The organism is bacterium (assembly GCA_031082185.1).
GTDB lineage: Bacteria > Sysuimicrobiota > Sysuimicrobiia > Sysuimicrobiales > Humicultoraceae > VGFA01.
In genome coordinates this window covers 159,765-181,389 of record JAVHLI010000004.1, presented here as the reverse complement: position 1 = coordinate 181,389, position 21,625 = coordinate 159,765, and the positions used below count along the sequence as shown (strand labels likewise).

Below are 21,625 nucleotides of genomic sequence, written 5' to 3'. Positions count from 1 at the left end.
ATGGCCCTGAACGGACGCGTCACAATCGAGCAGGTGGAAAGCCGGGCGCTGCTCGGCAATCCCCTGGGCGATCCCAATGTCCGGGAGATCCCGGTCTACCTGCCGCCCGGCTACGAAGGAGCGACCGCGCCCTACCCGGTTATCTACTGGCTGCACGGCTTCACCGGGATCGGTCTCTCGGCGACCAACGCCGGTCCGTGGGTGCCGTCGCTCCCCGAGTGTATGGACCGCGTGATCGCCGCGGGCGCGCCTCCGGCGATTCTGGTCATGGCTGACGGGTTCACGCGGTTCGGCGGCAGCCAGTACCTCAACTCCGATGCCACCGGTCGCTACGAGGACTTCACTGTTTCGGAGCTGGTCGCGCACGCCGACCGCCGATTCCGAACCCTCGCATCACCGGCCCACCGCGGCATAGTTGGGAAGTCCAGCGGAGGCTATGGTGCGCTCGTGTTGGCGATGCGCCATCCCGACGTCTTCGGCGCGGCCGCGTCCCACAGCGGGGACATGTACTTTGAGGTCTGCTATCAGAGCGACTTCTGGAAGTTCTGCAACATCGTGGCCGGGCACGGCGGGGTCGAGCCCTTCCTCAAGGCGTTCCTCGAGATGCCCAAGAAGACCAACGATGCGATCACCGCGGTGAACATCGCGGCCATGGCGATGGCCTACTCACCCAACCCCGCGCGGCCGCCACGGTACTTCGATCTGCCGTTCGACCCGCACACCGGCGAGATGGACGAGGGAGTGTGGGCCCGGTGGCTTGCCTGGGATCCGGTCCGCATGGCGGCGCGGCACGCCGAAGCCCTGCGGTCGCTCCGGCTGCTCTACTTCGAGTGCGGCTCCCGCGACCAGTTCAACCTGCACCTCGGCGCGCGCCTGTTGCACCGCCGGCTCGAGGCGCTGGGCATCCGGCACGAGTACCAGGAGTTCAACGACGACCACACGGGCATCAACTACCGGTACGTCGAGTCCCTCCGGCGGCTCTGCGAGGCGCTGGCAGGCCCGCATGGCGGCTGACATCCGGGTGCGATCCGACCGAGCCCGCGGAGAGGCTTATCTCCTGGGGCTCAGCCGCCGGCAGTGGCGGGCGACGATCACCGCCTACCTGTTTCTCACCCCGGCGCTACTGCTGTTGGGCGCTTTCACCTTCTACCCCGTGGCGTTTGGGACCGCGCTCAGCCTGTTCGACTATGATGTCATCTCCCCGCCGCGCTTCGTGGGGCTGGAGCACTTCCGGGAGCTGTGGGAGGATCGTTTCCTCTGGATCGCCCTCGCCAACTCAACCAAGTTCCTCCTGGTGGTGCCGGTGCTGCAGGCGCTCTCGATCGGGCTGGCGGTCGCGGTCAACGTGCCGCTGCGGGGCATCCGATGGTTCCGAGCCGCCTACTACCTGCCGGTGGTCACCTCGATGGTCGTGGTTGGCCTGATGTGGCGGTGGCTGCTGGAGCAGGATGGGGTGGTGAACTACGCGCTCCGGACGATCGGGCTGATGGACCGTCCGATCTCCTGGCTGGGGCACCCCGACCTGGCGCTCTACGCGGTGATGTTCGTGACGCTCTGGAAGGGCCTGGGGTACTACATGGTGATCTACCTGGCCGGCCTGCAGGCGATATCGCCGGAGTACGAGGAGGCCGCGATCACCGACGGGGCCTCGCGGTGGCAGGTGTTCCGCTGGGTGACGCTCCCGCTGTTGCGTCCTTCGATCCTGCTGGCGTCCACGATCTCGGCGATCGCGGCGCTGAAGGTCTTCGAGGAGGTCTACGTGATGACCGGCGGAGGCCCGATGTTCCGAACCTACACGATGTTCTTCTACATATTTGACAAGGGCTTTCAGCAGCTCGATCTTGGATACGCTGCGGCCCTGGCAGTGGTGCTGGCCGTCCTGGTGATGGCGCTGTCGGCGGCCAACTTCCTGGTGTTTCGGCAGGGAGGGTGGAGCTATTACTAACGCGGCGCGGTATGCCGGGTTCACGGCCCTGGCCCTGTTCACCACCTTCCCGCTGCTCTGGTTGCTATCGATCGCGCTGCGCACCACCGGCGGCGTCTTCGGGTTTCCCCCACAGCTGCTGCCCTGGCCCGCGTCGCTGGACAACTTCATTACCGTCTGGAAGACGATGCCGCTACCGCGGTTCTTCCTCAACACGATCGTGCTGGCCGGCATCGCGGTGGCGCTCAACCTGGTGCTGTGCTCGCTGGCGGCGTATCCCCTGGCCCGCATGGAGTTCCCGGGCCGGCGGGTGGTGTTCGCGTTGCTGCTGAGCACGTTGATGCTGCCCGGGCACGTGGGCCTGATCGTCAACTTCGTCACGCTGCTGCGGCTGCGCCTGGTGGATACTTATGCAGGAGTGCTGCTGCCCGGAGCGGTCAGCGTGTTTGGGATCTTCCTCCTGCGGCAGGCGTTCCTGACCGTGCCCAAGGAGATGGAAGATGCCGCGCGCATGGACGGCGCCTCTGAGTGGACGATCTGGTGGCGGGTCATGCTGCCGGTGATCTCGCCGGCGCTGGGGGTGCTGGCGCTCTTCGAGTTCGTGGCGGTGTGGAACTCCTTCCTGTGGCCGCTGATCGTGCTCAAGACCCCTGATAAGTACCCACTGGCGGTGGGGCTGCTCTACCTCTCAGGGCTGTTCGCGCACAACACCCGCGCGGTCGCGGCGGGCGCGGTGATGATGACCGTGCCGATCATCGCAGTCTTCCTCTTCACGCAGCGTTTCTTCATGCGCGGCCTGACCCTCGGGGCGATCCGGTGAAGCGCCTCCTGTTCGTGCCGCTCGACGACCGACCGGCTACGCGGGAGACGGTGCTGGACCTGCTGCCGCTGCTGGGCGCGGCATGGTCCACGCCTCCCCGGGATCTGCTCGGCCACCGCCGAAGGCCGGCCGACCTGGACGCGCTGTTCCGGTGGGTGGAGCGGGAGGCGGTTACTGCCGACGCGATGATCGCCTCGGCCGAGGTCTTACTCCACGGCGGCCTGGTGCCTTCACGCTTGAGCGCGGATCCGATGGAGGCGCTGTGGCGCCGGATGGATCGGCTGGCGCGGCTGGCGGCCCGCGTACCAACGTACCTCAGCGCGATCACCCCTCGGATTCCCACCGGAGGCGCCGACGAGGAGCCGTCCTACTGGGAGCTGTACGGCGATCTGCTGCGGACGTACTCGGCCTGTCTGGATGCCGGCGAGCAGACCGGCAACGAGATCAGGTTCCGGCGGGCAATGGAAGCGCTGGAAGGCGTGCCTGCCGCGGTGGTGGATGACCTGCTCCGCCGGCGCCGCCGCCAGCTCCTGGTTAACCTGGAGCTGCTGCTCCTAGCCGCGCAGGGCGGGCTCAGTGCGCTGCTGATTGGACAGGACGACGCCGAGCCGCACGGCCTCACCCGCGCCGACCTGGCGGTGCTGCGCCGGTTCTCCAGGCGCATCGGTGGGGACCGCGCCCAAGTATCTGTCGGCGCCGACGAACTCGGCGCCCGGCTGTTGGCCCGCCTCGCCAACGACGCGGCCGGCCGCGCGCCGCGCGTCTGCGTCCGGTACACCTTTCCCGAGGCACGGCGCAGCGTCCCGCGGTACGAACCCGCACCGCTGGAGGAGACCATCGCAGAGCACCTGTCCGCATCCGGCTGCACGGTCGTGGACGGCGATCCGGAGGTGCTGCTGTGGGTGCACAACTTCTCAGGCGCGCATCAGCGCGAGGCGGTTGACCAACGGGGCGCGCCTCCTGCACCGGTCCGGACCGTGGCCGCGGCGCTGGTCGAGGCATCGTCCCGCGGCATCGTCTGCGGGTGCGCCGACGTGCGCTTCGCCAACGGCGCCGACGACACGCTGGTCCGCTCGCTCCTGGCGCGCGAAGACCTGGCCGGCCTGGCCGGATACGCCGGCTGGAATACCTGCAGCAACAGTGTGGGCACCGTGGTCGCTCAGAGCGTGCTGTTTCATCACGCCCGCGGGCAGCTCGGCGAGACGCGCCTGCGCCAGACCCGGCGGCGGTACCTGGCCCGGCGGCTCCTGGACGACTGGGGATACCAGACGATCGTGCGCCCATATCTTGCGCGCGAGGTGGTGCCCGCTCTTGGCGCGAATCCGTCCGGCCTCGGCCCGCACGCGGCGGCGGCGCGGGAGGCGGCGCTGCAGCGGATGCGGGAGGAGATCCTGCCGCCGGTGGTCCGCGCCCTGGGCTCCTTCGTGATCGAGGGGATCGCGTTTCCCTGGGATCGGCTGTTTGAGGTAGAGGTGATGCTGCCGGATGAGGCGCAGGGCTTCTGACTTATGAGCCGCAGGGCATTTGACGTCGCGGTGATGGGCGGCGGGCCCGCGGGCACGGTGGCGGCGGTGGCCGCGGCGCGCGAGGGCGCGCGCGTTGTTCTGGTCGAGCGGTACGGCTTCCTGGGCGGTACCCTGACCGCCGCGTTGGTGGCGCCGATGATGGGCTTTCATGCCGGCGGCCGTCAGGTGGTGGCGGGTATCCCAGAGGAGATCGTGGCGCGCCTGCGGGCGATCGGCGCCTCGCCGGGCCACGTACCTGATCCGATTGACTTCTGTCACACGGTAACTCCGTTCGATCACGAAGGGCTCAAGCGCGTGCTGCTGGAGATGGCCACGGAGGCAGGCGTGGAGCTGTGGCTGCACACCGTGTTCCAGGACGCCCGCGCCGACCGCGGCGTGGTGCGCGCCGCGCGGGTCTGGCAGAAGGACGGCGTGAAAGAGCTGCGCGCGCCGCTCTATGTGGACGCCACCGGCGACGGCGATCTCTCGGTGGCAGCGGGTGCTTCGGCCGAGATCGGGCGCGCGGCAGACGGCCGCACCCAACCGATGACGCTGGTGTTTCGGCTCGGCGGTGTGGACTGGTCGGCCGTGATGGAGCACCTCGAACGCCATCCCGACGAGATCCAGCACGGCCAGGGAGTCCATGATCGCATTGACATCGGGTGGCTGAAGGGACTGCCCTGCCGCGGATTCGCGGGCTTTCGAGCCGCGGTGCGGCAGGCGCGCGAGAGCGGGGAGTGGACGGTCCCGCGCGACCGGCTGCTAGTGTTCGAAGGCGTGCGGCCCACTGAGGCCATCGTCAACACGACGCGCGTGCTCGACCGGCTCGGGACCTCTGGGGTGGATCTCTCGCGTGCCGAGATCGAAGGCCGACAGCAGGCGTACGAGGTCGCGGAGTTACTGCGGCGACGGGTTCCCGGGTTCGCCGGCGCGTACCTGCTGGAGACGCCGGCGCAGATCGGCGTGCGGGAGACGCGGCGCATCACCGGCGATTACGTCCTGACCGCGGAGGACATCCTCTCCGCGCGCAAGTTCGACGATGCGATCGCCTGCGGGGCCTATCCCATGGACATTCACGACCCCGCGTCGGATCGCCTCGTGGTGCGGCGCCTGCCCGAGGGCGAGTTCTACACGGTTCCATACCGATGCCTGTTGCCCCGCGGCGGAGGGAACTGGCTGGTGGCCGGCCGGTGCATCTCCGCGACGCACGAGGCGTTCGCGGCGTTCCGTGTCTCGCCGATCGTGATGGCGATCGCGCAGGCGGCCGGCACCGCGGCAGCGATGGCCGCGCGGGAGGGGATCTCGCCGCGGGCGGTGGAACCCCAGGCGCTGCGGCGGGTCCTGCGCGAGAGGGGGGCGTTCGTGTGAGTACCCGGATGGCCGCCGGCAGGGGGTCCTGTGACTGATCCGCTCTCACGCAGGGAGCTCCTGATCGTCAGTCTGCCGCGCAACGACCGCGCTCTGGCGCGAGCGGCCGCTGCCGCTGGTGCCGACCTACTCAAGGCCCACGTCAACGTGCACCACCGCGCCTCGGGGGTGCGCTTCGGGTCGCTCGACGAAGAGGAGGAGGGGCTGACGGCGGTGCTTAGTGCCGGTCTCCCTACCGGGCTGGTGCCCGGCGAAGAGGCGATGGTCACGCGCGAGCAGCTCCCGCGCCTGCGCCGGTTCGCGTTCCTCGACGCCTACGTGACGCGACTGCCGCTGTACCTCTACGATGCCGGCGTGCCGGTGATCCCGGCGGTGCCCCACGACTATCCGCAGGAACTGATCGGATCGCTGAGCGCGCTGCCCGGCGACTGGCTGGAGGCGGCGTTGGTCCCGCCGCAGTGCTACGGCCTGGACCCTATCGCCGACGACCTGGTGGCGCTGGCCCGTCTGGGTGCGCTGACGCGCCGGCGGCTGATAGTGCCCAGCCAGCGCCGCATCCGGCCCGAGGACCTCATCCGGTACTTCGCCATCCCGCAGGTGTGGGCTGTGATGATCGGCGCGGTCGTGACCGGCCGCACCGCGCGCAGCATCGGCCGGGCCACCGAGGCATTCCGCCGCGCAATGGACGCGCTGTAATGGACGCGCTGTGAGGTCTATTCCGTGATCGTCGAGGCATCGGCACCGACCCGCGTGGACCTGGCCGGCGGCACGCTGGACATCCATCCGCTCTACCTCATGGAGGAGGACGTCTGGACGGTCAACGCCGCGGTCGAGATTCCGGTCCGGGTGCGCCTGGGATCCGCCCGCCGCGGATTCGTTGTCGTCTCGGCGGATCTTCGGGAGAGGGTCGAGGCCGCCGACCTCGACGGTCTGCCCTCAGGCGGCCCGCTGGACCTGGCCTGCCGGGCGCTGCGCCTGGCCGCGCCGCCCCCTGGGATGATCGTCACGCTGAGATCGGCGGCGCCGCCGGGATCCGGGCTGGGCGCATCGTCGGCGCTGCTGCTGGCGCTGCTCGCGGCGCTGGATCGGTGGACGCGCCGCACGCGCTCCCGCGACGATCTGGTCACGACGGCCTGGCGCCTGGAGGCGCAGTCTCTGCGCACGCTGACCGGCCGGCAGGACTACCTGGCTGCCCTACGCGGCGGCGTCAACGCGATCCGGTTCGGCGTCGAGGGCGACCGCGTCGAGCCTTTGCTCCGGAGCGAGGAGGCGCGACTCGCGCTGGCGGACCGGCTCGTTATCGCGTACACCGGCCTGCCGCATAGCTCGGGCCTCACCAACTGGGGGGTCGTGCGCGCCTATCTCGACGAGAATCCAAATACGGTTCGCCACCTGCGCGCGATCGCCCAGGTGGCGCGCGCCATGCGCGACGCGCTGCGCGCCCAGGACATCGGCGCTGCCGGGAGTCTGATCGCGCAGGAGTGGGCGCACCGGCGCGAGATGGCGCCAGGCGTCTCTACCCCACAGATCGAAGAGGCTCTCGCGGTCGCCATGCGATCCGGCGCGATCGCAGGCAAGGCGTGCGGCGCAGGCGGCGGCGGATCGGTTCTGATCCTCACGCGCGAGGGAGCCAGGCCGGCATGCCAGCGCGCGCTGCGCGCCACCGGCTTCGCTGTGCTGCCCGTTCGGATCGCGGCAAAGGGTCTCCAGGTGCGCACCGTGCTATAGTGAGGGCGCCATGGCCCTGCGCAACGACCGCACGCTGCGGCTGCTTTTCACATCGCTCTTCTTCTGGATGTTCGGAATCGGGCTCTACGAACAGCTCGTGCCGATCTACGCGCGGCAGCTCGGCGCTTCCGCCGTGCAGCTCGGGACGCTGTTCACGGTGCGCCACCTGGCCCTGGCCGGCGGCTTCCTGATCGGCTGGGTTGTGGTGGACCGTTGGAGCCACCGCGCGGCGATCGTCACCTCATGGCTGGCCGCTGTTCCGGTGCCGTTGCTGCTCGCCGCGGCGCCGACCTACGCATGGCTCGTGCCCGGGCTGCTGCTCTACGAGGTCGCTTACTTCGGAATGCCGTCGATGAACGCGTTCGTGGCGCGGCGCGTGCCTGCCTCAGAGCTGGTCTCGACGTTCGGCGCCATGGGTACGATCACCTCGCTGGGGTTCCTTATCTCGCCCACGGTCGGAGGGATGATCGCGGACCGCCTGGGCATCCGCGCCACCCTGATCATCGCAGCGGCCTTCTACGTTATCTCGGCAATCCTGATCTTGAGAATCCGGTGGGATGAGGGCAACGCGCCTGCACACGGGGCGTCCCGCAGACTGTCACTGGATCAGATGCGCGGCCTGATGCCCGTGATGTGGATCTTCTCCGGAACAATCCTCGTGGTGCTGATCACGGTCCCCTTTGCGACGCCCTTCCTGCGCGAGGTGCGGGGACTCTCGCTGTCCCAGATAGGGTTCCTCGGCTCGATGGTGGCGCTGGGCGCCGTGCTGCTGACGCCGGTGGCCGGACGGATCGGTGACCGCATTGGTCCTATCACCACCCTGGCCGGGGGACTGGTGGTGTTCGCCTTCGGGGTGCTCCTCACGGTGTACGGGCCCGCGACTCTCCTGCCGGTCGCGGCCATATTCCGGTGCCGGTCGCCGCTCAACACATTGGGCCACGCGCTGGTGGCCTCGAAGGCTCCTTCGGCCGTGCTCGGCCGGGCCTTTGCGCTGGCAGGGATCCTAATGGCCATCCTCGGGGCTGGGGGATCGTTTGCCGGCGGGTACGCGTACCTGGTTGACCCGGCGTTGCCGCTGCTGGTCTCGGTGGGGATGTCGGTACTGATCGCCGGGGCGCTTATCTGGTGGCAATCCCGCGCCGCCGCAAGAAGCGCGCCGGATTCCACGTGACGCCGGAAGCATGACGCTGGAAGAGCGGATCAAGTCCCGAGGCCGCGAACTGGGTTTCGACCTGGTCGGTATCACCGCGGCCGCCGGATCGAGTGACTTGCTCCCAGGTTGGGTGGAGCGTGCCGGTCGGGGCGAGGGCGCCTGCTCGATCGTTGCAGTCGCGATGAACTACCACACGGGTGGGTCCAGTCCGCCGCCCGGCGGCGGCCTGCAGCCCTCCGGCGGTCTGCTTCCCGACGGGGATCTGCCGCCCTCCGGTGACCTGCGGGGGCGCATTGCCCGCTACGCCGTGGGCGACGACTACCACTTGGTGATGGAGGCGCGGCTGCGCCCGCTCTCCGGATTCCTTAGGGACTGCGGCGCGACCCTGGCGCGGTATCAAGTGGACGCCGGACCGCTGTTCGAACGGGCGATAGCGCAGCGCGCCGGCCTGGGCTGGCGCGGCCGCCACTCCTGCCTGATTACTGAACAGTTCGGTACGTGGGTCGTGCTCGGAGAGATCCTCACCGATCTGGTACTGCAGCCCGACCCGCCGGCCTACGGCGACTGCGGATCATGCGAGGCCTGCATGCGCGGCGCCGGCGCCTGCCCCACCGGCGCGATCGTTACGCCCAGCGTTGTGGACTCGCCCAGCGTCGTGGGCATGCCCGGCGTCGTGGACGCGCGCCGGTGCATCGCGTACTGGACGATTGAGCACCGCGGCTGGATCCCCCAAGAGGTGCGGCCGGCGCTCCGGGACATGATCTTCGGGTGCGATCTCTGCCAGGAGGCGTGCCCGTTCAACCGTTTGCTGGATCCCGCGTGTGCGGGCGTTCGCCCGGCGGTACACCCGGAGTTCCTGCCACGCGCGGAGACCGGCCCGCGCCCGCTCCTGCTGCCTCTGCTGAACATAGCCGAGGACGAGTTCCGCCGTCTCTTCCACCGTAGCGCGATCAGGCGCGCCAAGCGTAGTGGGTTGCGGCGGAACGTCGCGATTGCACTCGGTAACCTCGGCGATGGACGTGCCGTGCCCGAGCTGGTGCGGGCGTTGCGCGATCCCGACGACTCGGTCGTGCGCGGGCACGCCGCCTGGGCACTCGGGAGAACCGGTGGGCCCGCGGCCGTGGCAGCGCTGGAGGCCGCGCGGCGGTCGGAGCCCGACGCGCGGGTGCGCGAGGAGATCGCCGCGGCGCTGGATATGTGAGGCACGGGAGAAGCCGCCCGCCTCCGGGTCCGGGAGGGTTCTCGATTCTGCACACGGAAGCGAATCCGAGGGGAGTTTCTTGGTTCAAAGGAGCACCGCGATGGGCAGCGACCACACAATGCAGCCAGATTTGGCGCAACGCATCAAAGACGCTGGAAACAGGGCCGAGTCGTTTCGCAAGCAGGGGTTCCACTGTTCGGAGGCCGTATTGCGTGGGGCGGCCGCCGCTCTTGGGATCACACTGGACGCCTTAGTGCTGAGACTGTCCAGCGGATTCCGCGGCGGCGGCGGCGGTTACGGTCACCGATGCGGCGCGCTCGAGGCCGGTTCGATGCTCGCCGGGCTCGTCTACGGCCGGGCGGAGGTGGAAGAGGACAACTCCGCCGTCAGCCAGCTCGTGCGCTGGCTCCATGAGCAGTTCGCCCGGGAATTCAGCAGCGAGCGGTGTGAAGTCATCAAGCCGATGGCCTTCACGCAGTTGAGCGAGGACTTCTCATGCGGTCCCGTTTACCGGCGGGGCGCCGAACTCGCAGCGGAGGCCATCATGACCGCGCAGACGCTGTGCTCGGCCTGCCCGCCGTTCGATCCGCACCGCGGCAGGGCGGAGGAGGTCGCCGTTGACAGGGTTGAGCTCGCGGCGGCGGCCGACCGCCTCCGAGCGCTGGCAGCGACGAACCGCGTTCGCATCACCGATCGGGCACGGCCGGCCCAGCAGCGCGCAGAGGTCACAGACGCCGACGTCGTCTTCAGCCTGAGTCACGCCCGTCGGGTGCACCCGGCGTGGGGCGGCGCCTACGCGGTAGAAGGGAGCAAGCCCGACCGCTGGGGACTGATGACGGTTGTCCGGGTAGCGGCGGACGCCGACGGTGATACGGTTGAGGTTCTAGGGATCTACTGATGTCGGGGTTTGAGTGGCGTGGTACAATAGAAGGTAGCGAGCGGGTGTAGCTCAGCGGTAGAGCATCGGCTTCCCAAGCCGAGGGTCGTGGGTTCAAATCCCATCGCCCGCTCCAACCAGGAACCTGTTCCGACACGGCCTCCAGTGATTTCGTTTCGGTTAGACTCCTGGGATGGCCCTCGCCTCGCACGCATCTCCCATGGATCCCATGGGAGATGCGACCACCTGACCTTCGGGCTTGCCGTTTCCTCTGTTACGCGTATAAAATTAGCGTATCTGAGGAAATGGCGGTCTGGAGGGTGGAGTCCAATGCCTACGCAGGCCGAAAGGCGCCAGCGGCTCTTTGAGGTCGCCTCCTCCCAGGGAGGCTACTTCAAGGCGGCCCACGCGAGGGCGCTCGGGTACGAGACCAGCACGATCACGCACCACGCCCGCACGGGGCGCTTCGAGCGCGTCAGCCGCGGCTTCTACCGGTTGGCAGAGTTCCCGGCGCTACCCTATGAAGACGTGATCGCCGCGTGGGTCAAAGCGGGTCCGGAGCGAGCCGTGGTATCCCACGACGCCGCGCTCGCGCTGTACGAACTGGCACCGTCCCGGTCGCGCCAGATCCACCTGACCGTTCCGTGGGAACAGCGGCCGCGCCACCGCCCGGCTCTGGCCGGCGTGCGTATCCACACCACCAAGAAGCCGTTGCGCCGCGACGAGGTAGTGCAGCGGTTCGGCGTGCGGGTTACGGCACCCGCGCGGACAATCGTTGACGTCACGGAGGTAGGCGTGGATCCCAGCGTGGTCATCGAGGCTGTTGCGCGCGCACTCGACACCGGCCTGGTGACCGCAGATGAACTTCGCAAGGCTGTCGGCGATCGGTCTGAGCGAGTCCGGAATCTGATTGAGCGCGCCATCGCGGAGGCCGGCTCGCATGCGCCAGTACCGTAGCCCCGCGGCACTCCGGGCCGCCGTTGACGAGCGCCTGCGTAGGCGTGCGCGCCATCTCGGCGTGGCGGCGTTCGTCGTGCGCCGCCAGGCAGCTCTTGAGCGGCTGATGGCGCGGCTGATGAAGGTGCCCCCGGGATTGTGGGCGCTCAAAGGCGGGCTGGGGCTGGAAACCAGGTTGGGCGAACACGCGCGGCCGTCACTGGACCTGGACGTTGACCACGCGAAGGGTGCAGCCGCAGCACGGGAAGATCTGCAGCGTGCCGTCGCTGAGGATGTGGGCGACCACTTTGCCTTCGCGATCGTCGGGAGCAAGGAGCTCAAGGAGGGGGGCATCAGCCTCGCCATCCGGTACCGGATCGAGTGCTCTGTAGGTGGGACACCCTTTGAGCCGCTGCAGGTGGACGTGACCGTTACTCCGCCCGAGCCCTGGGACGCCGAACCGGCACAGCGGCCTGGCCTGCTGGCCGATCTCGGGCTGGGCCCGGTGAAAGTGCTCGTGGTGCCGCTGGAGCGCCAGCTCGCCGAGAAGCTCCACGCCTACACGCGTCAGTATGATGGGACCACCACACGCGCGAAGGACCTGGTGGACTTCGTCCTCGTCCGACAGCACGAGCGGGTGGGCGCGCAGCTGCTGAAAGACGCGATCCGGCGCACCTTCACCCGCCGCGGCACGCATTCGGCCCCCGAGCGCCTGCCTGCGCCTCCTCCGGAGCTGGCCGTCGCGTACCGCCGGGAGGCGGAGGTGGTTGGGATCGTCTCGTTGCTGGAAGAGGCGCACAATCTGGCCGCGCAGTGGCTGGATCCGGTGCTTGCCTGCACCGCCCGCGGCAGCTGGGATTCCGGCAAAGCGCAATGGGTGGAGTGAGCCGGAGCACCACCGCCAACGACAACACCAGCATCATGAATGCGACGACGCAGACTTGCAGGTGGCCGCCAGCTAATCCTGATATGGCAGACCCTCGATAGACCGATGCCTGGGAGCCGCGCCCTGTCTGCGTCCACCGGCTACCAGCACGCCAGGAGGCTTTCGCCCCAGGACCGCCCAACAAGTACCCTCGCAGACCAGAACACGCAAGCCGGAGGAGTCATGGGACACTCGTCCGACAACGACCTGGTATTCAAGAGCATCGGAGACCTCAGCCGCATGCTCTGCGCACGCAAGATATCCTCGGTCGAGTTGACCCGCCTCTTCCTCGACCGGCTGGGCGCGCAGGGGCCCGTGTACAACGCGCTCGCTGAGCTCACGCCTGAGATCGCGCTGGCTCAGGCGCGGCGCGCCGACCGCATGTTCAGCCGAGGAGACGTCGTCGGACCGCTTCAGGGCGTCCCCTATGGGGCGAAGGACCTGCTGGCGACCAGAGGCATTCCGACGCGCTGGGGCTCGCCGGTCCATCGCGATCAGGTCTTCGACTATGACGCGACGGTGGTTCGGAGGCTGGCGGATGCCGGGGCCGTGCTCGTCGGCAAGCTCGCCATGGTCGAGTTCGCGGGCGGTGGCGGATACGAGTACCCCACGGCGTCGCTGCACGGACCCGGGCTCAATCCGTGGAACCTCGGGCATTGGGCGGGCGGGTCGTCTTCGGGGTCGGGCAGCGCCGTCGCCGCCGGGCTCGTCCCGTACGCGCTCGGATCGGAAACCTGGGGCAGCATCGTTACCCCTTCAGCATTCTGCGGTATCACGGGCCACCGCCCCACCTGGGGTCTGGTGAGCCGACACGGTGCGATGGAGCTGTCGTGGAGCATGGACAAGGTCGGCCCGATGGCGCGCAGCGCCGAGGACTGCGGCCGCGTGCTGGCCGCGATCGCAGGTTTCGACGGCCACGACGTCACGGTAGCCGGACCCGAGTTCAAGTTCGCGTCCCGCATCGCCCGCAGGCGCTTCCGCCTCGGTGTGCTCCCCGCGGACTTTGCCGACGCACCGGAACTTGAACGAGCGTTTGCGGACGCCGTACGCGTGCTGCGCAGGGCCGGCATGCGGGTGGCGAGGGCGCCGCTCCCCGACCATCCTTACGACGACACCGCGCGGACGATCCTCAACGGCGAGATCGCGGCCGCCCACGCCGAATTCATCGCCGGCGACAGGGTCAATGAACTGGTAGATGCGGGCCAGAAGGAAGGCTTGAAGGCTACGCTCAATCTGCCGGCGTCTCACTACGCACGTGCGCAGCGGAAGCGCATGCACATCACGCACGATGTGCTGGGGTTCTTCGAGCGATTCGATGCGCTCCTCTCGCCGTCGCTCATGAACGAGGCCGTCACGCTGGAGACGAACATCAAGACGATGCAGCGTCCGAAAGGCAACTACAGTGTGCTGGGCGCGCTGTGCGGCCTACCGGCGTTGAGCCTACCGATGGGCTTCGGTCGGCAGGGATTACCGCTCGGTCTGGCGATCACGGGCAATATGTTTGACGACGCCACAGTGCTGCAGATCGGGATGGTCTTCCAGCGGGAGACCGACTGGCACCGCCGGCACCCAGCAGTCGAAGCCCCGACCTATCGGGCCGCAGCACCTCTGGTCTGTCCTTCAGCCACCGCCCCGTAGAGGTCAGGCCGTCGGTGCTGCAGTGACGGGTTCTTCTCCCGTACCCGGCGGACGCGGTCGAGATCGACCTCGGCCACCACGAGGCCCTGCTCCTCACCGCCGTCGGCAACGACGACGCCCATGGGATCAATCACCAGCGACCGGCCGATGCGATCGGGGCGGATTTGGTTGGCCGCCACGAACCAGCAGACGTTCTCAATGGCCCGCGCGCGCACCAGCGTGACCCAATGGTCTTCTTTCAGAGGCCCCGACACCCACGAGGTTGGCATCACGATCACCTCGGCGCCGCCCAAGGCGAGCAGGCGAGACCACTCGGGGAAGCGGACATCGTAGCAGATCTGCAGTCCCAGCCTGCCCAGGGGTGTCTCCACGACCGGCGGCGGCGCGTCGGCCGGCACGATCCACTCGGACTCCCGCCCGTTGAACGCGTCGTAGAGGTGCACCTTCCGGTAGGCGGCCAGGCGTTCACCGGCGGGGGAGATGAGCACGGCGGTGTTGTAGGCCCGGCGGGTCTCGCCCGGCGCGCTCTCGAGCACGCCCATCACGAGGTGCAGGCGGTGCTGCCGCGCAGCGCCGGCGATGGCCTGCATGAACGGCCCGTCCACCGACTCGGCGATTTCCCCCAGCGGCTGTACGAGGTTGGCAGGTCGCCGGTACATGAACATCTCTGGAAACACCAGCAGGTCCACGCCCTGCTGGGCTGCCGCGGCCGCCATCTCCAGCGCCTGGGTTTGGTTGGCCGCCACATCGGACGTCGCGCCGAGCTGTGCCAGACCCACTCGCATCAGGAACCCTCCCTGGGGTGGAGGCGATCCGCATTCGCCCGGTCCTGCCGGCCGAACTCCGGGCTCTGAACGAACTCCACGAGCCGCTCTACGCCGCGCAGGACGACACCGCGCCCCTTCTCGGCGCTGCCCCGTGTCGCGTCTCCTAGCACCGCGTCTGGTGCGCGGTCCCGGAAGCCGCCGTACTTGATGATTTCGGGGAACCGGTCCTGTGGCGGAGGGTTGTTCACTGCCCGATCCATCGTGACCAGGTGTGGCGCCAGGGCCAGCAACACGCTGGTGTTGGTCTCCGCCGCGTGCCCTTGTGGCAGGGTGCTCTCCATAATCGGAGCGGCGTGAGGGATCAGGAAGCGCCAGAGATCCACCTGGGCGAACCGGCAGACCGGGTGATGGCGCTTCAACTCCTCCACGAGATCGGAGATGACTGCCACGTTTCCGGCGTGCCCGTTCAAGAATAGGAGCCGGCGCACGCCCAACCCGAGCAGTGATTCTGCCAGGCCGGCCAGGTATGCTCGCAACGCCATCGTTGGCACGCTGAGTGTTGCCGGGAACTCCTGGAGGCTGGCGGAGAATCCCACCGGTACTAGCGGCGCCACGAAGCAGGAGACGCGCTCCGCGACCTCTCGCGCCAAACGGTCGGCCACGAGGCCGTCCGAGCCCTGAGGAAGGTGCGGACCGTAGGCCTCCACCGCCCCGACGGGCAGGATGCAGAGATCCGTGGCGCGCGCCGCCTGTGCCACGTCGGTACACGACATCTCGGCAATCACAAACGCAGGCATGTTTGCTATTTCTCCTTCCGGTTGCTGCTTCCCCCTAATCGGGGATCCAGATGGTCGCGGAGCCCATCGCCCAGCAGGTTGAACGACAGAACGGTCCCCAGGATGAACAGGGATGGGGCGATAACCAGCGACGGCGAGATCTCCATGAAGTGGCGCCCTGAGGACACCATCCGCCCCCATGTCGGTGCCGGCGCCGGCGGGCCCATGCCGAGAAAGCTCAGCCCTGACTCCAGGAGGATTGCGAAGCCCAGGCTGAGGGAGAACTGCACCATCAGCGGTGCCAGTATGTTTGGCAAGATCGCCCGGATGATGATGCGCCGATCTCCCGCGCCCACGGCCCTGGCTGCTTCCACGAACTCCATCTCACGGATACGCAGGCTTGTGCCGTATGCGATGCGGGCAAACAGCGGGGTGTAGAGTACCGAGATGGTAAGGATCACATTCCTAGTTGACGCGCCCAGGAAGGCGATGACGACGATGGCAAGCAACACCGGTGGGAAACTCAGGATCACCTCGATGGTACGCATCAGCACCATCTCGATCCACCCTCTATAGTACGCGGCCAGCAGCCCGGCGAACGTGCCGGCCGCGGTGGCCAGCATTACGGCAGTGAAGGCCACCAGTAGCGAGACCCGGGTCCCGTAGAGCAGGCGCGAGAGGGTGTCGCGGCCGAACTCGTCGGTGCCCAAAAGATAGCGAGTCGACGGCGGCTGCAACCGGTCGGACGTGCGCATTTCGAGCGGCGGGTGCGGCGCGAGTACTCCTGCCAGCAGGCCGGCGGTGATCATCAGCACGATGAATCCGGCGCTGACGGTGACGCGAAGGTTTCTGTAGATGCGGCCCACGCGCCCCCTCCTACTGGTACTTGATCCTGGGATCCAGGAAGCCGTAGAGCAGGTCCACCGCCAGGTTGATCAGCACGAAAGCCAGGCAGATGACCAACACCACACCCTGCACGACCGGGTAGTCCCGTTGGTTCACCCCGGTGATCAGGTAAGTGCTGACCCCCGGCCAGGCGAAGACCTCCTCGACGATGACGCTGCCGCCGAGCAGGTTGCCCATCTGCACGCCGATCACCGTCACCACCGGGATGAGCGAATTCCGGAGCGCGTGGCGGAAGAGCACCAGGCGCTCCGGGAGACCCTTGGCCCGTGCCGTCCGGATGAAGTCCTGGAGGATGACCTCCAGCAGCGACGACCTGGTCATGCGCGTTATGACGGCGGTCATGCTCAGCGAGAGCACCACCATGGGCATCAGCAGGAGCGCCGCGTGCCCGCCCGGGTCGCTGGAGAGCGCTATCCACCCCGACGACGGCAGCACGCGCCAGCGGACACTGAGCACCAGCACCAGTAGCGTCCCTGTCACGAACACCGGCGCCGACACGCCCAGCAGCGCCACCACCGATGCCCCGACGTCGAGCCTGGAGTTGGGGTGGCGCGCCGCGACGACCCCGAGAGGGATTCCTACCAGCACGGCCAGTGCCACCGCCGCCGTGACGAGCTCGAGCGTCCGGGGCAGCCGCAGGGCTAGGTCCATTCCGACCGGGCGTCCGGTGACCAGTGAGTTCCCGAGGTCGCCACGCGCCAGATTGACCATCCACGTCGCGTACTGAACGTGCAGGGGCCGGTCGAGGCCCAGCGAGGCCCGCACCGCAGCCAGCTTCTCGGGCGTGGCCTGCTCCTCGCCGACGATGGTGAGCGCAGGATCGCCGGGGACCAGGTGGATCAGGAAGAAGATGATGGTGGCGACGACCAGCAGCAACCCCAGGGTCGAGAGCAGGCGCCGGAGGAGAAATCTCCTCACCGCGCGGCTCTCAGCGTCCGGAAGGGCCGGTCGGCAAGACGCATTATCGCGACGTGGAAGTCGGTCCTTAGCGTTCGAACCAGATGTACCGCAGGAACACCTGCGAGTCAGTCACGAGCCCGCCCGGCAGGTGCTGGTAGCCCTTGACCGCCTTGCTGGCAGCGTCGCCCTGCACGCGCAAGGTCAGGAAGGTCCATGGGGACAGTGCCAGCAGGCGCTCTTCGAACTGCCGGTAGATGCGCTTGCGGTGCGCCTGGTCTATGGACGCGCGCCCCTCCTTCAAGAGGCGGTCCAGGGTGTCGTTGCGGAAGCCCACCGGTTTCGCGTAGAACGCCGAATGGCTGGCGAAGTAGTAGGCGTAGAAGTCCGGGTCGATGATGTTGCTGAGCAGGCCGTGCACGCGAAAGTCGTAATCACCCCTGAAGCCGCGCTCCACGGCAACCGGCCACTCTACGCTGTCCAGCACGACGTTCATGCCGATCTTGCGGAGTTCCGCCTGCACCACCTCGCCCGTCTGGTAGTGCATGGCATGCACCGCCGACTGCATGAGGCGCACCGGAGTCGCCGGATTGTACCCGGCTTCGGCCAGCAGCTTCTTCGCCCGCTCCGGATCGTACTTGTACGTGCCCTCCAGGTCGGCGTTGTGGGCCCAGGTCCCAGTTGGAATCAGCCCGCCGGTGATCGGAGATCCGCGTCCGAAGAACACGACGTCCACGATCGCCTGGCGGTTGACGGCGTAGGCGATCGCCTGCCGGACGCGGCGGTCGTCGAACGGCTTTCGGTTGACGTTGAACATCAACACCATGAAAGGCCCAGGCGTGCCCCAGAGTTGAAGCTGCGGGTCCCGTTCCAGGATAGCCATGTCCTTCCAGGGAACGTAGCCGATCATGTCTACCGCGCCCGAGCGCAGGGCATTGACCCGCGTGGCGTCATCGCGCAGCGGCAGGAACGTGATGCTGTCCAGGTACGGGATACCCTTCTCGAAGTAGTTCGGGTTCTTGACGACCCGGATGCGCACGCCCGGCTCCCGTTCGGCGAACATGAAGGGCCCGGTGCCCACCGGCGTGGTCCTGAAGTCGTGGCCGGCCTCGGCCAGTGCCTTGGACACGATGGCCGACTCCGCTCTGGCCAGCAGCGCCGGGAACGAGGCCTGGGGTTCGGTCAGGGTGATCTTCACGGTGTGGCTGCCCGTGACCTCGATGCCGGCGATGCTCGGCGTGAGCGAATCCCGGATCAGCGCGCCGGTCTTCGGGTTGGCGATCCGCTCAATGGAAGCTTTGACGTCGGCGGCGCCGAGCGGTGTATCGTTGTGGAAGCGTACGCCGCGGCGGATGTGGAAGATGTAGGTCTTGGCGTCCGGGTTCTCCCACCGCTCGGCAAGGTCCGGCAGCAGCGACCCGCCGGGGCCGTAGCGCAGCAGCGAGTTGTAGAGCTGCAAGATCACGTTTCGGCTGGCAGCACCGGTGGCCACATGCGGGTCGATGTTGGGCGGATCGGTGTCGAGCCCGTAGCGCAGGTGGCCTCCCGGTCGGGGCGCCGGTCCGGCCGCCGTCGGCCCCGGGAGCATCGATAGCGTCATGCACACCAGTAGGACCATCACCACGCTCACCAAGAACATAGTGCGACGTAGCCGTGAAGTCATCGAAACCCTCCATATCGCTTTACTCTAGGACATCCCATTCGCCACCATCTGGTCTTCCACCTTGAGAGGCGGTGCTTCACCTACTTCGGCGTCCAGGCGAGACCGACCGCCTGCACCGTAATCCCCGTGCGCTTGGGTTTGACCGCAACCGTTTCGAGCGCATCGCCCAAGGGATTCACCGCTCCCGCGGCGGCATCAATCTCAGCCTTCAACTGCGCCTCGAGCTCGTTCAGTTGCTGCTGGAGGACTGCCACGGTCTCCTCCGCGCGCTGGACGTCCTGCGCCTCCTTGTACGACCGGCTCGCGCCCCTCGCCGCGGTGGTGGCACGGCCGAGGGTGCTTGTGCTGATGGCCCTGCGGCCAAATAACCCTCCCAGGATCGTCGCGCCCAGCGACACCGCGGTCTGAATCTTCTGCTGCTTGGCCTGCAGCTGCTCGCGCTCCACCGACTGCTGGGCGCGCCGCAGCCGCTCCTGCAGCGCGGCGGTCTTCTGACCGTACCTCTGCCGAAGCTCCTCGAGCATCTGGTCGCGCCTCTGGCGCGCGGCGTCGTGGATCCGGATGCGGAAGTCGCGCTCCGACTCGCCGGGATTGGAGTGTAGACCGGTGGCCGAATGGCGCAGCAGCTCCAAGCCCCGGCCCTGCGCAATCCAACGCGCGAACTCCCTCCCCCAGCCCTCGTAGTTCTTGGGTTTGGTCGCTTCGGGCGGCAGTGCCCCGAAGATCGCGGGGGACACCGGCTCGGAACGGAGGTCGGACGGCAGAAGGTTCGCGTCCGCTGCGCCGCTCCAGTCAACAGTGATCACTCCGGCGGTAATCGGGGCCAGGACAACGACATCGCGGGTAATGTCCACTCCTACCTTGGCGTCCTGGAACTGCACGCGGGCGGCGCCGAACAGCATGGGCTCGTAATTGATCACGCCGTCCGCCGGCACGGACAGGGGCGGAACGAAGAACTGCGGGACGCCGGACGGCAGGACGGGCCGGAGCGCGGTGGCTGAGGCGGACGGCGCTGCTCCCTGAGGTGGAGCAGGAGTGGCGGCGGCCGGGAAGGGTGCCGTAGCTCCCCGCAAAGGGTCCATGACTTGCCTGATCTGATCCCGGGTCAGCGGCCCTCGCAGATACGACATGGCCCACCGCGTTTCGAACACTTGTGGCGCGTCCTCGTGCACGTTGTGCAGCAAGAAGATGCGCTTGCCGAGTCCCGAAAGAATGGCGTCCACGCGCCTGCGGTCGAACGTCGCACCCGCGGTGACCGCCACACCCTCAAGACCATCCAGCACGCGGGCCTTATCGCGCTCCGTCTGGAGCCGGCCGAGGAACCATGTGCCGGCGTTGGAGAGCCCCTTGTAGTCCAGGTCCACCGGGTTCTGCGTGGCGAGCACGACCCCCAGACCAAACGCCCGGGCCTGTTTCAGCAGCGTGAGCAGCGGCGGCTTCGACGGCGGATTGGCGACGGGCGGGAAGAATCCAAAGATCTCGTCCATGTACAGGATCGCGCGCAGGCTCGTGGTGCCGGACTGCGCGCGCATCCACCCCAGCACCTGGTTGAGCAGCAGCGACACGAAGAACATCCGCTCCGGGTCGGAGAGGTGCGCAATCGTGAAGATTGCTATGCGCGGCTTGCCGCTCTCCGTATACAGGAACCGACCCACATCGATCGGCGCGCCATCCAACCATGTGGCGAAGCCCGGCGCGGCCAAAAGGTTGTTCAGGCGCACGGCCAGTTGGAATCGGTCCGCAGAAGGGTAGAAGGTCTCAAGGTCGAGCACACCCACCTTGCCGACCGGCGGCGTCTGGATGCGTCCAATCAGGCCGGCGAGGTCGAGGTCCTGCCCGGCACGCCAGGCCGCATCCAGGATCGTCGCGATGAGAATGTGCTCCCGGCTGTTGACCGGGTCGGCCCGGATGCCGAGCAGCCCCAGCAGGCTGGTCGCCGTCGTGCTGACTAGGTCGGTGAAGGCTTCACTGTCGTTGCGCAGAGAAGCCGGGGGCGCGGCAAACGAACTCAGGACCGACACGGGGATACCGGCGCTGCTGCCGGGGGTGTAGATCGCGATGTCCACGGCATCGCGCATCCGCCGAATGCGGTCGCCGTCCTGGCCCCACCCGGCGAGGCCATTCCTCCAGAACTCGGCCTGCTGGGCCGCGTACTCCTCGAGCGGCACGCCCTTCTGGCGCGCGTCGTCCTCGTTGATCCAGGGGCGGAAGTCCGCAGGGCGCAGTTGGGGAAACGTCAGCAAGAGATTGGTGAGATCGCCCTTGGGATCGATGACAATCGCGGGCACGCCGTCGAGAGCCGCTTCTTCGAGCAAGGAGATGCAGAGGCCGGTCTTCCCGCTGCCGGTCATGCCCACGCAGACCGCATGCGTCACGAGGTCCTTGGAGTCGTAGAGGATCAAGCCGTCCTCCGGCGTTCTGTTCTCGAGACTGTACGGCCGGCCCAGGTAGAAGACCCCAAGTTTCTCGAAAGTCTCCACGGCCGGGCGGCCGGGTGCGGCACCGGCTCCCCTGCTCATGTCCGAATCCCCCTGGCGTGGC

19 protein-coding genes and 1 tRNA gene are annotated in these 21,625 nt (G+C 67.9%); 14 read left to right on the top strand and 6 right to left on the bottom strand.

Annotated features, from left to right (window positions below):
• The 14 genes from RDU83_05825 to RDU83_05760 all read left to right on the top strand — a co-directional run bounded on the left by RDU83_05825 (nucleotide 1) and on the right by RDU83_05760 (nucleotide 14,075).
• Entirely contained in the window at nucleotides 1-1,014 is a 1,014-nt protein-coding gene (locus RDU83_05825; GenBank protein ID MDQ7840534.1) for an alpha/beta hydrolase-fold protein, read from the top strand.
• On the top strand, nucleotides 1,004-1,945 hold the full coding sequence (locus RDU83_05820) for a sugar ABC transporter permease (GenBank protein MDQ7840533.1): 942 nt from the start codon (nucleotides 1,004-1,006) through the stop codon (nucleotides 1,943-1,945). The genes RDU83_05825 and RDU83_05820 overlap by 11 nt, the downstream gene beginning before the upstream one ends.
• 61 nt (nucleotides 1,946-2,006) lie before the next feature.
• Complete coding sequence (locus tag RDU83_05815) at nucleotides 2,007-2,744, top strand: carbohydrate ABC transporter permease (GenBank protein ID MDQ7840532.1); 738 nt, start codon at nucleotides 2,007-2,009, stop codon at nucleotides 2,742-2,744.
• Nucleotides 2,741-4,249: a DUF4127 family protein gene (locus RDU83_05810; protein MDQ7840531.1), complete on the top strand. Its 1,509-nt coding sequence runs from the start codon at nucleotides 2,741-2,743 to the stop codon at nucleotides 4,247-4,249. Before RDU83_05815 ends, RDU83_05810 begins: the two co-directional genes overlap by 4 nt.
• 3 nt (nucleotides 4,250-4,252) lie before the next feature.
• Nucleotides 4,253-5,617 (top strand): FAD-dependent oxidoreductase, encoded by a 1,365-nt coding sequence (locus tag RDU83_05805; protein ID MDQ7840530.1) that lies wholly within the window; start codon nucleotides 4,253-4,255, stop codon nucleotides 5,615-5,617.
• A gap of 30 nt (nucleotides 5,618-5,647) precedes the next feature.
• Complete coding sequence (locus RDU83_05800; GenBank protein ID MDQ7840529.1) at nucleotides 5,648-6,313, top strand: hypothetical protein; 666 nt, start codon at nucleotides 5,648-5,650, stop codon at nucleotides 6,311-6,313.
• 24 nt (nucleotides 6,314-6,337) lie between these two features.
• Complete coding sequence (locus RDU83_05795) at nucleotides 6,338-7,345, top strand: hypothetical protein (protein MDQ7840528.1); 1,008 nt, start codon at nucleotides 6,338-6,340, stop codon at nucleotides 7,343-7,345.
• 10 nt (nucleotides 7,346-7,355) lie between these two features.
• Complete coding sequence (locus tag RDU83_05790) at nucleotides 7,356-8,516, top strand: MFS transporter (GenBank protein MDQ7840527.1); 1,161 nt, start codon at nucleotides 7,356-7,358, stop codon at nucleotides 8,514-8,516.
• A 10-nt stretch (nucleotides 8,517-8,526) separates the two neighbouring features.
• Nucleotides 8,527-9,699 (top strand): tRNA epoxyqueuosine(34) reductase QueG, encoded by a 1,173-nt coding sequence (queG, locus tag RDU83_05785; GenBank protein MDQ7840526.1) that lies wholly within the window; start codon nucleotides 8,527-8,529, stop codon nucleotides 9,697-9,699.
• Between the two features lie 100 nt (nucleotides 9,700-9,799).
• Entirely contained in the window at nucleotides 9,800-10,597 is a 798-nt protein-coding gene (locus RDU83_05780; protein MDQ7840525.1) for a C-GCAxxG-C-C family (seleno)protein, read from the top strand.
• Nucleotides 10,598-10,637: 40 nt separating this feature from the next.
• A tRNA-Gly gene (locus tag RDU83_05775) sits at nucleotides 10,638-10,712 on the top strand.
• Nucleotides 10,713-10,906: 194 nt separating this feature from the next.
• Complete coding sequence (locus RDU83_05770; GenBank protein ID MDQ7840524.1) at nucleotides 10,907-11,533, top strand: type IV toxin-antitoxin system AbiEi family antitoxin domain-containing protein; 627 nt, start codon at nucleotides 10,907-10,909, stop codon at nucleotides 11,531-11,533.
• Complete coding sequence (locus RDU83_05765) at nucleotides 11,517-12,398, top strand: nucleotidyl transferase AbiEii/AbiGii toxin family protein (GenBank protein MDQ7840523.1); 882 nt, start codon at nucleotides 11,517-11,519, stop codon at nucleotides 12,396-12,398. The genes RDU83_05770 and RDU83_05765 overlap by 17 nt, the downstream gene beginning before the upstream one ends.
• Nucleotides 12,399-12,620: 222 nt before the next feature.
• Entirely contained in the window at nucleotides 12,621-14,075 is a 1,455-nt protein-coding gene (locus RDU83_05760; protein MDQ7840522.1) for an amidase, read from the top strand.
• On the opposite strand, the gene RDU83_05755 is transcribed toward RDU83_05760, so the two are convergent.
• The 6 genes from RDU83_05755 to RDU83_05730 form a co-directional block, all read right to left on the bottom strand.
• Nucleotides 14,027-14,860, bottom strand: coding sequence for a carbon-nitrogen hydrolase family protein (locus RDU83_05755; protein ID MDQ7840521.1), 834 nt, complete (start codon nucleotides 14,858-14,860; stop codon nucleotides 14,027-14,029). The two genes, RDU83_05760 and RDU83_05755, sit on opposite strands and share 49 nt — an antisense overlap.
• On the bottom strand, nucleotides 14,860-15,639 hold the full coding sequence (locus tag RDU83_05750) for a creatininase family protein (GenBank protein MDQ7840520.1): 780 nt from the start codon (nucleotides 15,637-15,639) through the stop codon (nucleotides 14,860-14,862). The genes RDU83_05755 and RDU83_05750 overlap by 1 nt, the downstream gene beginning before the upstream one ends.
• A gap of 5 nt (nucleotides 15,640-15,644) precedes the next feature.
• The gene (locus RDU83_05745; GenBank protein ID MDQ7840519.1) at nucleotides 15,645-16,484 is read right to left on the bottom strand and encodes an ABC transporter permease; all 840 of its coding nucleotides are present in this window, start codon (nucleotides 16,482-16,484) and stop codon (nucleotides 15,645-15,647) included.
• A 10-nt stretch (nucleotides 16,485-16,494) separates the two neighbouring features.
• Nucleotides 16,495-17,442, bottom strand: a complete 948-nt coding sequence (locus tag RDU83_05740; protein ID MDQ7840518.1) for an ABC transporter permease — start codon at nucleotides 17,440-17,442, stop codon at nucleotides 16,495-16,497.
• 67 nt (nucleotides 17,443-17,509) lie between these two features.
• A complete protein-coding gene (locus tag RDU83_05735; protein ID MDQ7840517.1) occupies nucleotides 17,510-19,084 on the bottom strand; it encodes an ABC transporter substrate-binding protein in 1,575 nt (524 codons plus the stop codon).
• Nucleotides 19,085-19,164: 80 nt separating this feature from the next.
• Nucleotides 19,165-21,603, bottom strand: coding sequence for a type IV secretion system DNA-binding domain-containing protein (locus RDU83_05730; GenBank protein ID MDQ7840516.1), 2,439 nt, complete (start codon nucleotides 21,601-21,603; stop codon nucleotides 19,165-19,167).
• Between the last annotated feature and the right edge of the window lie 22 nt (nucleotides 21,604-21,625).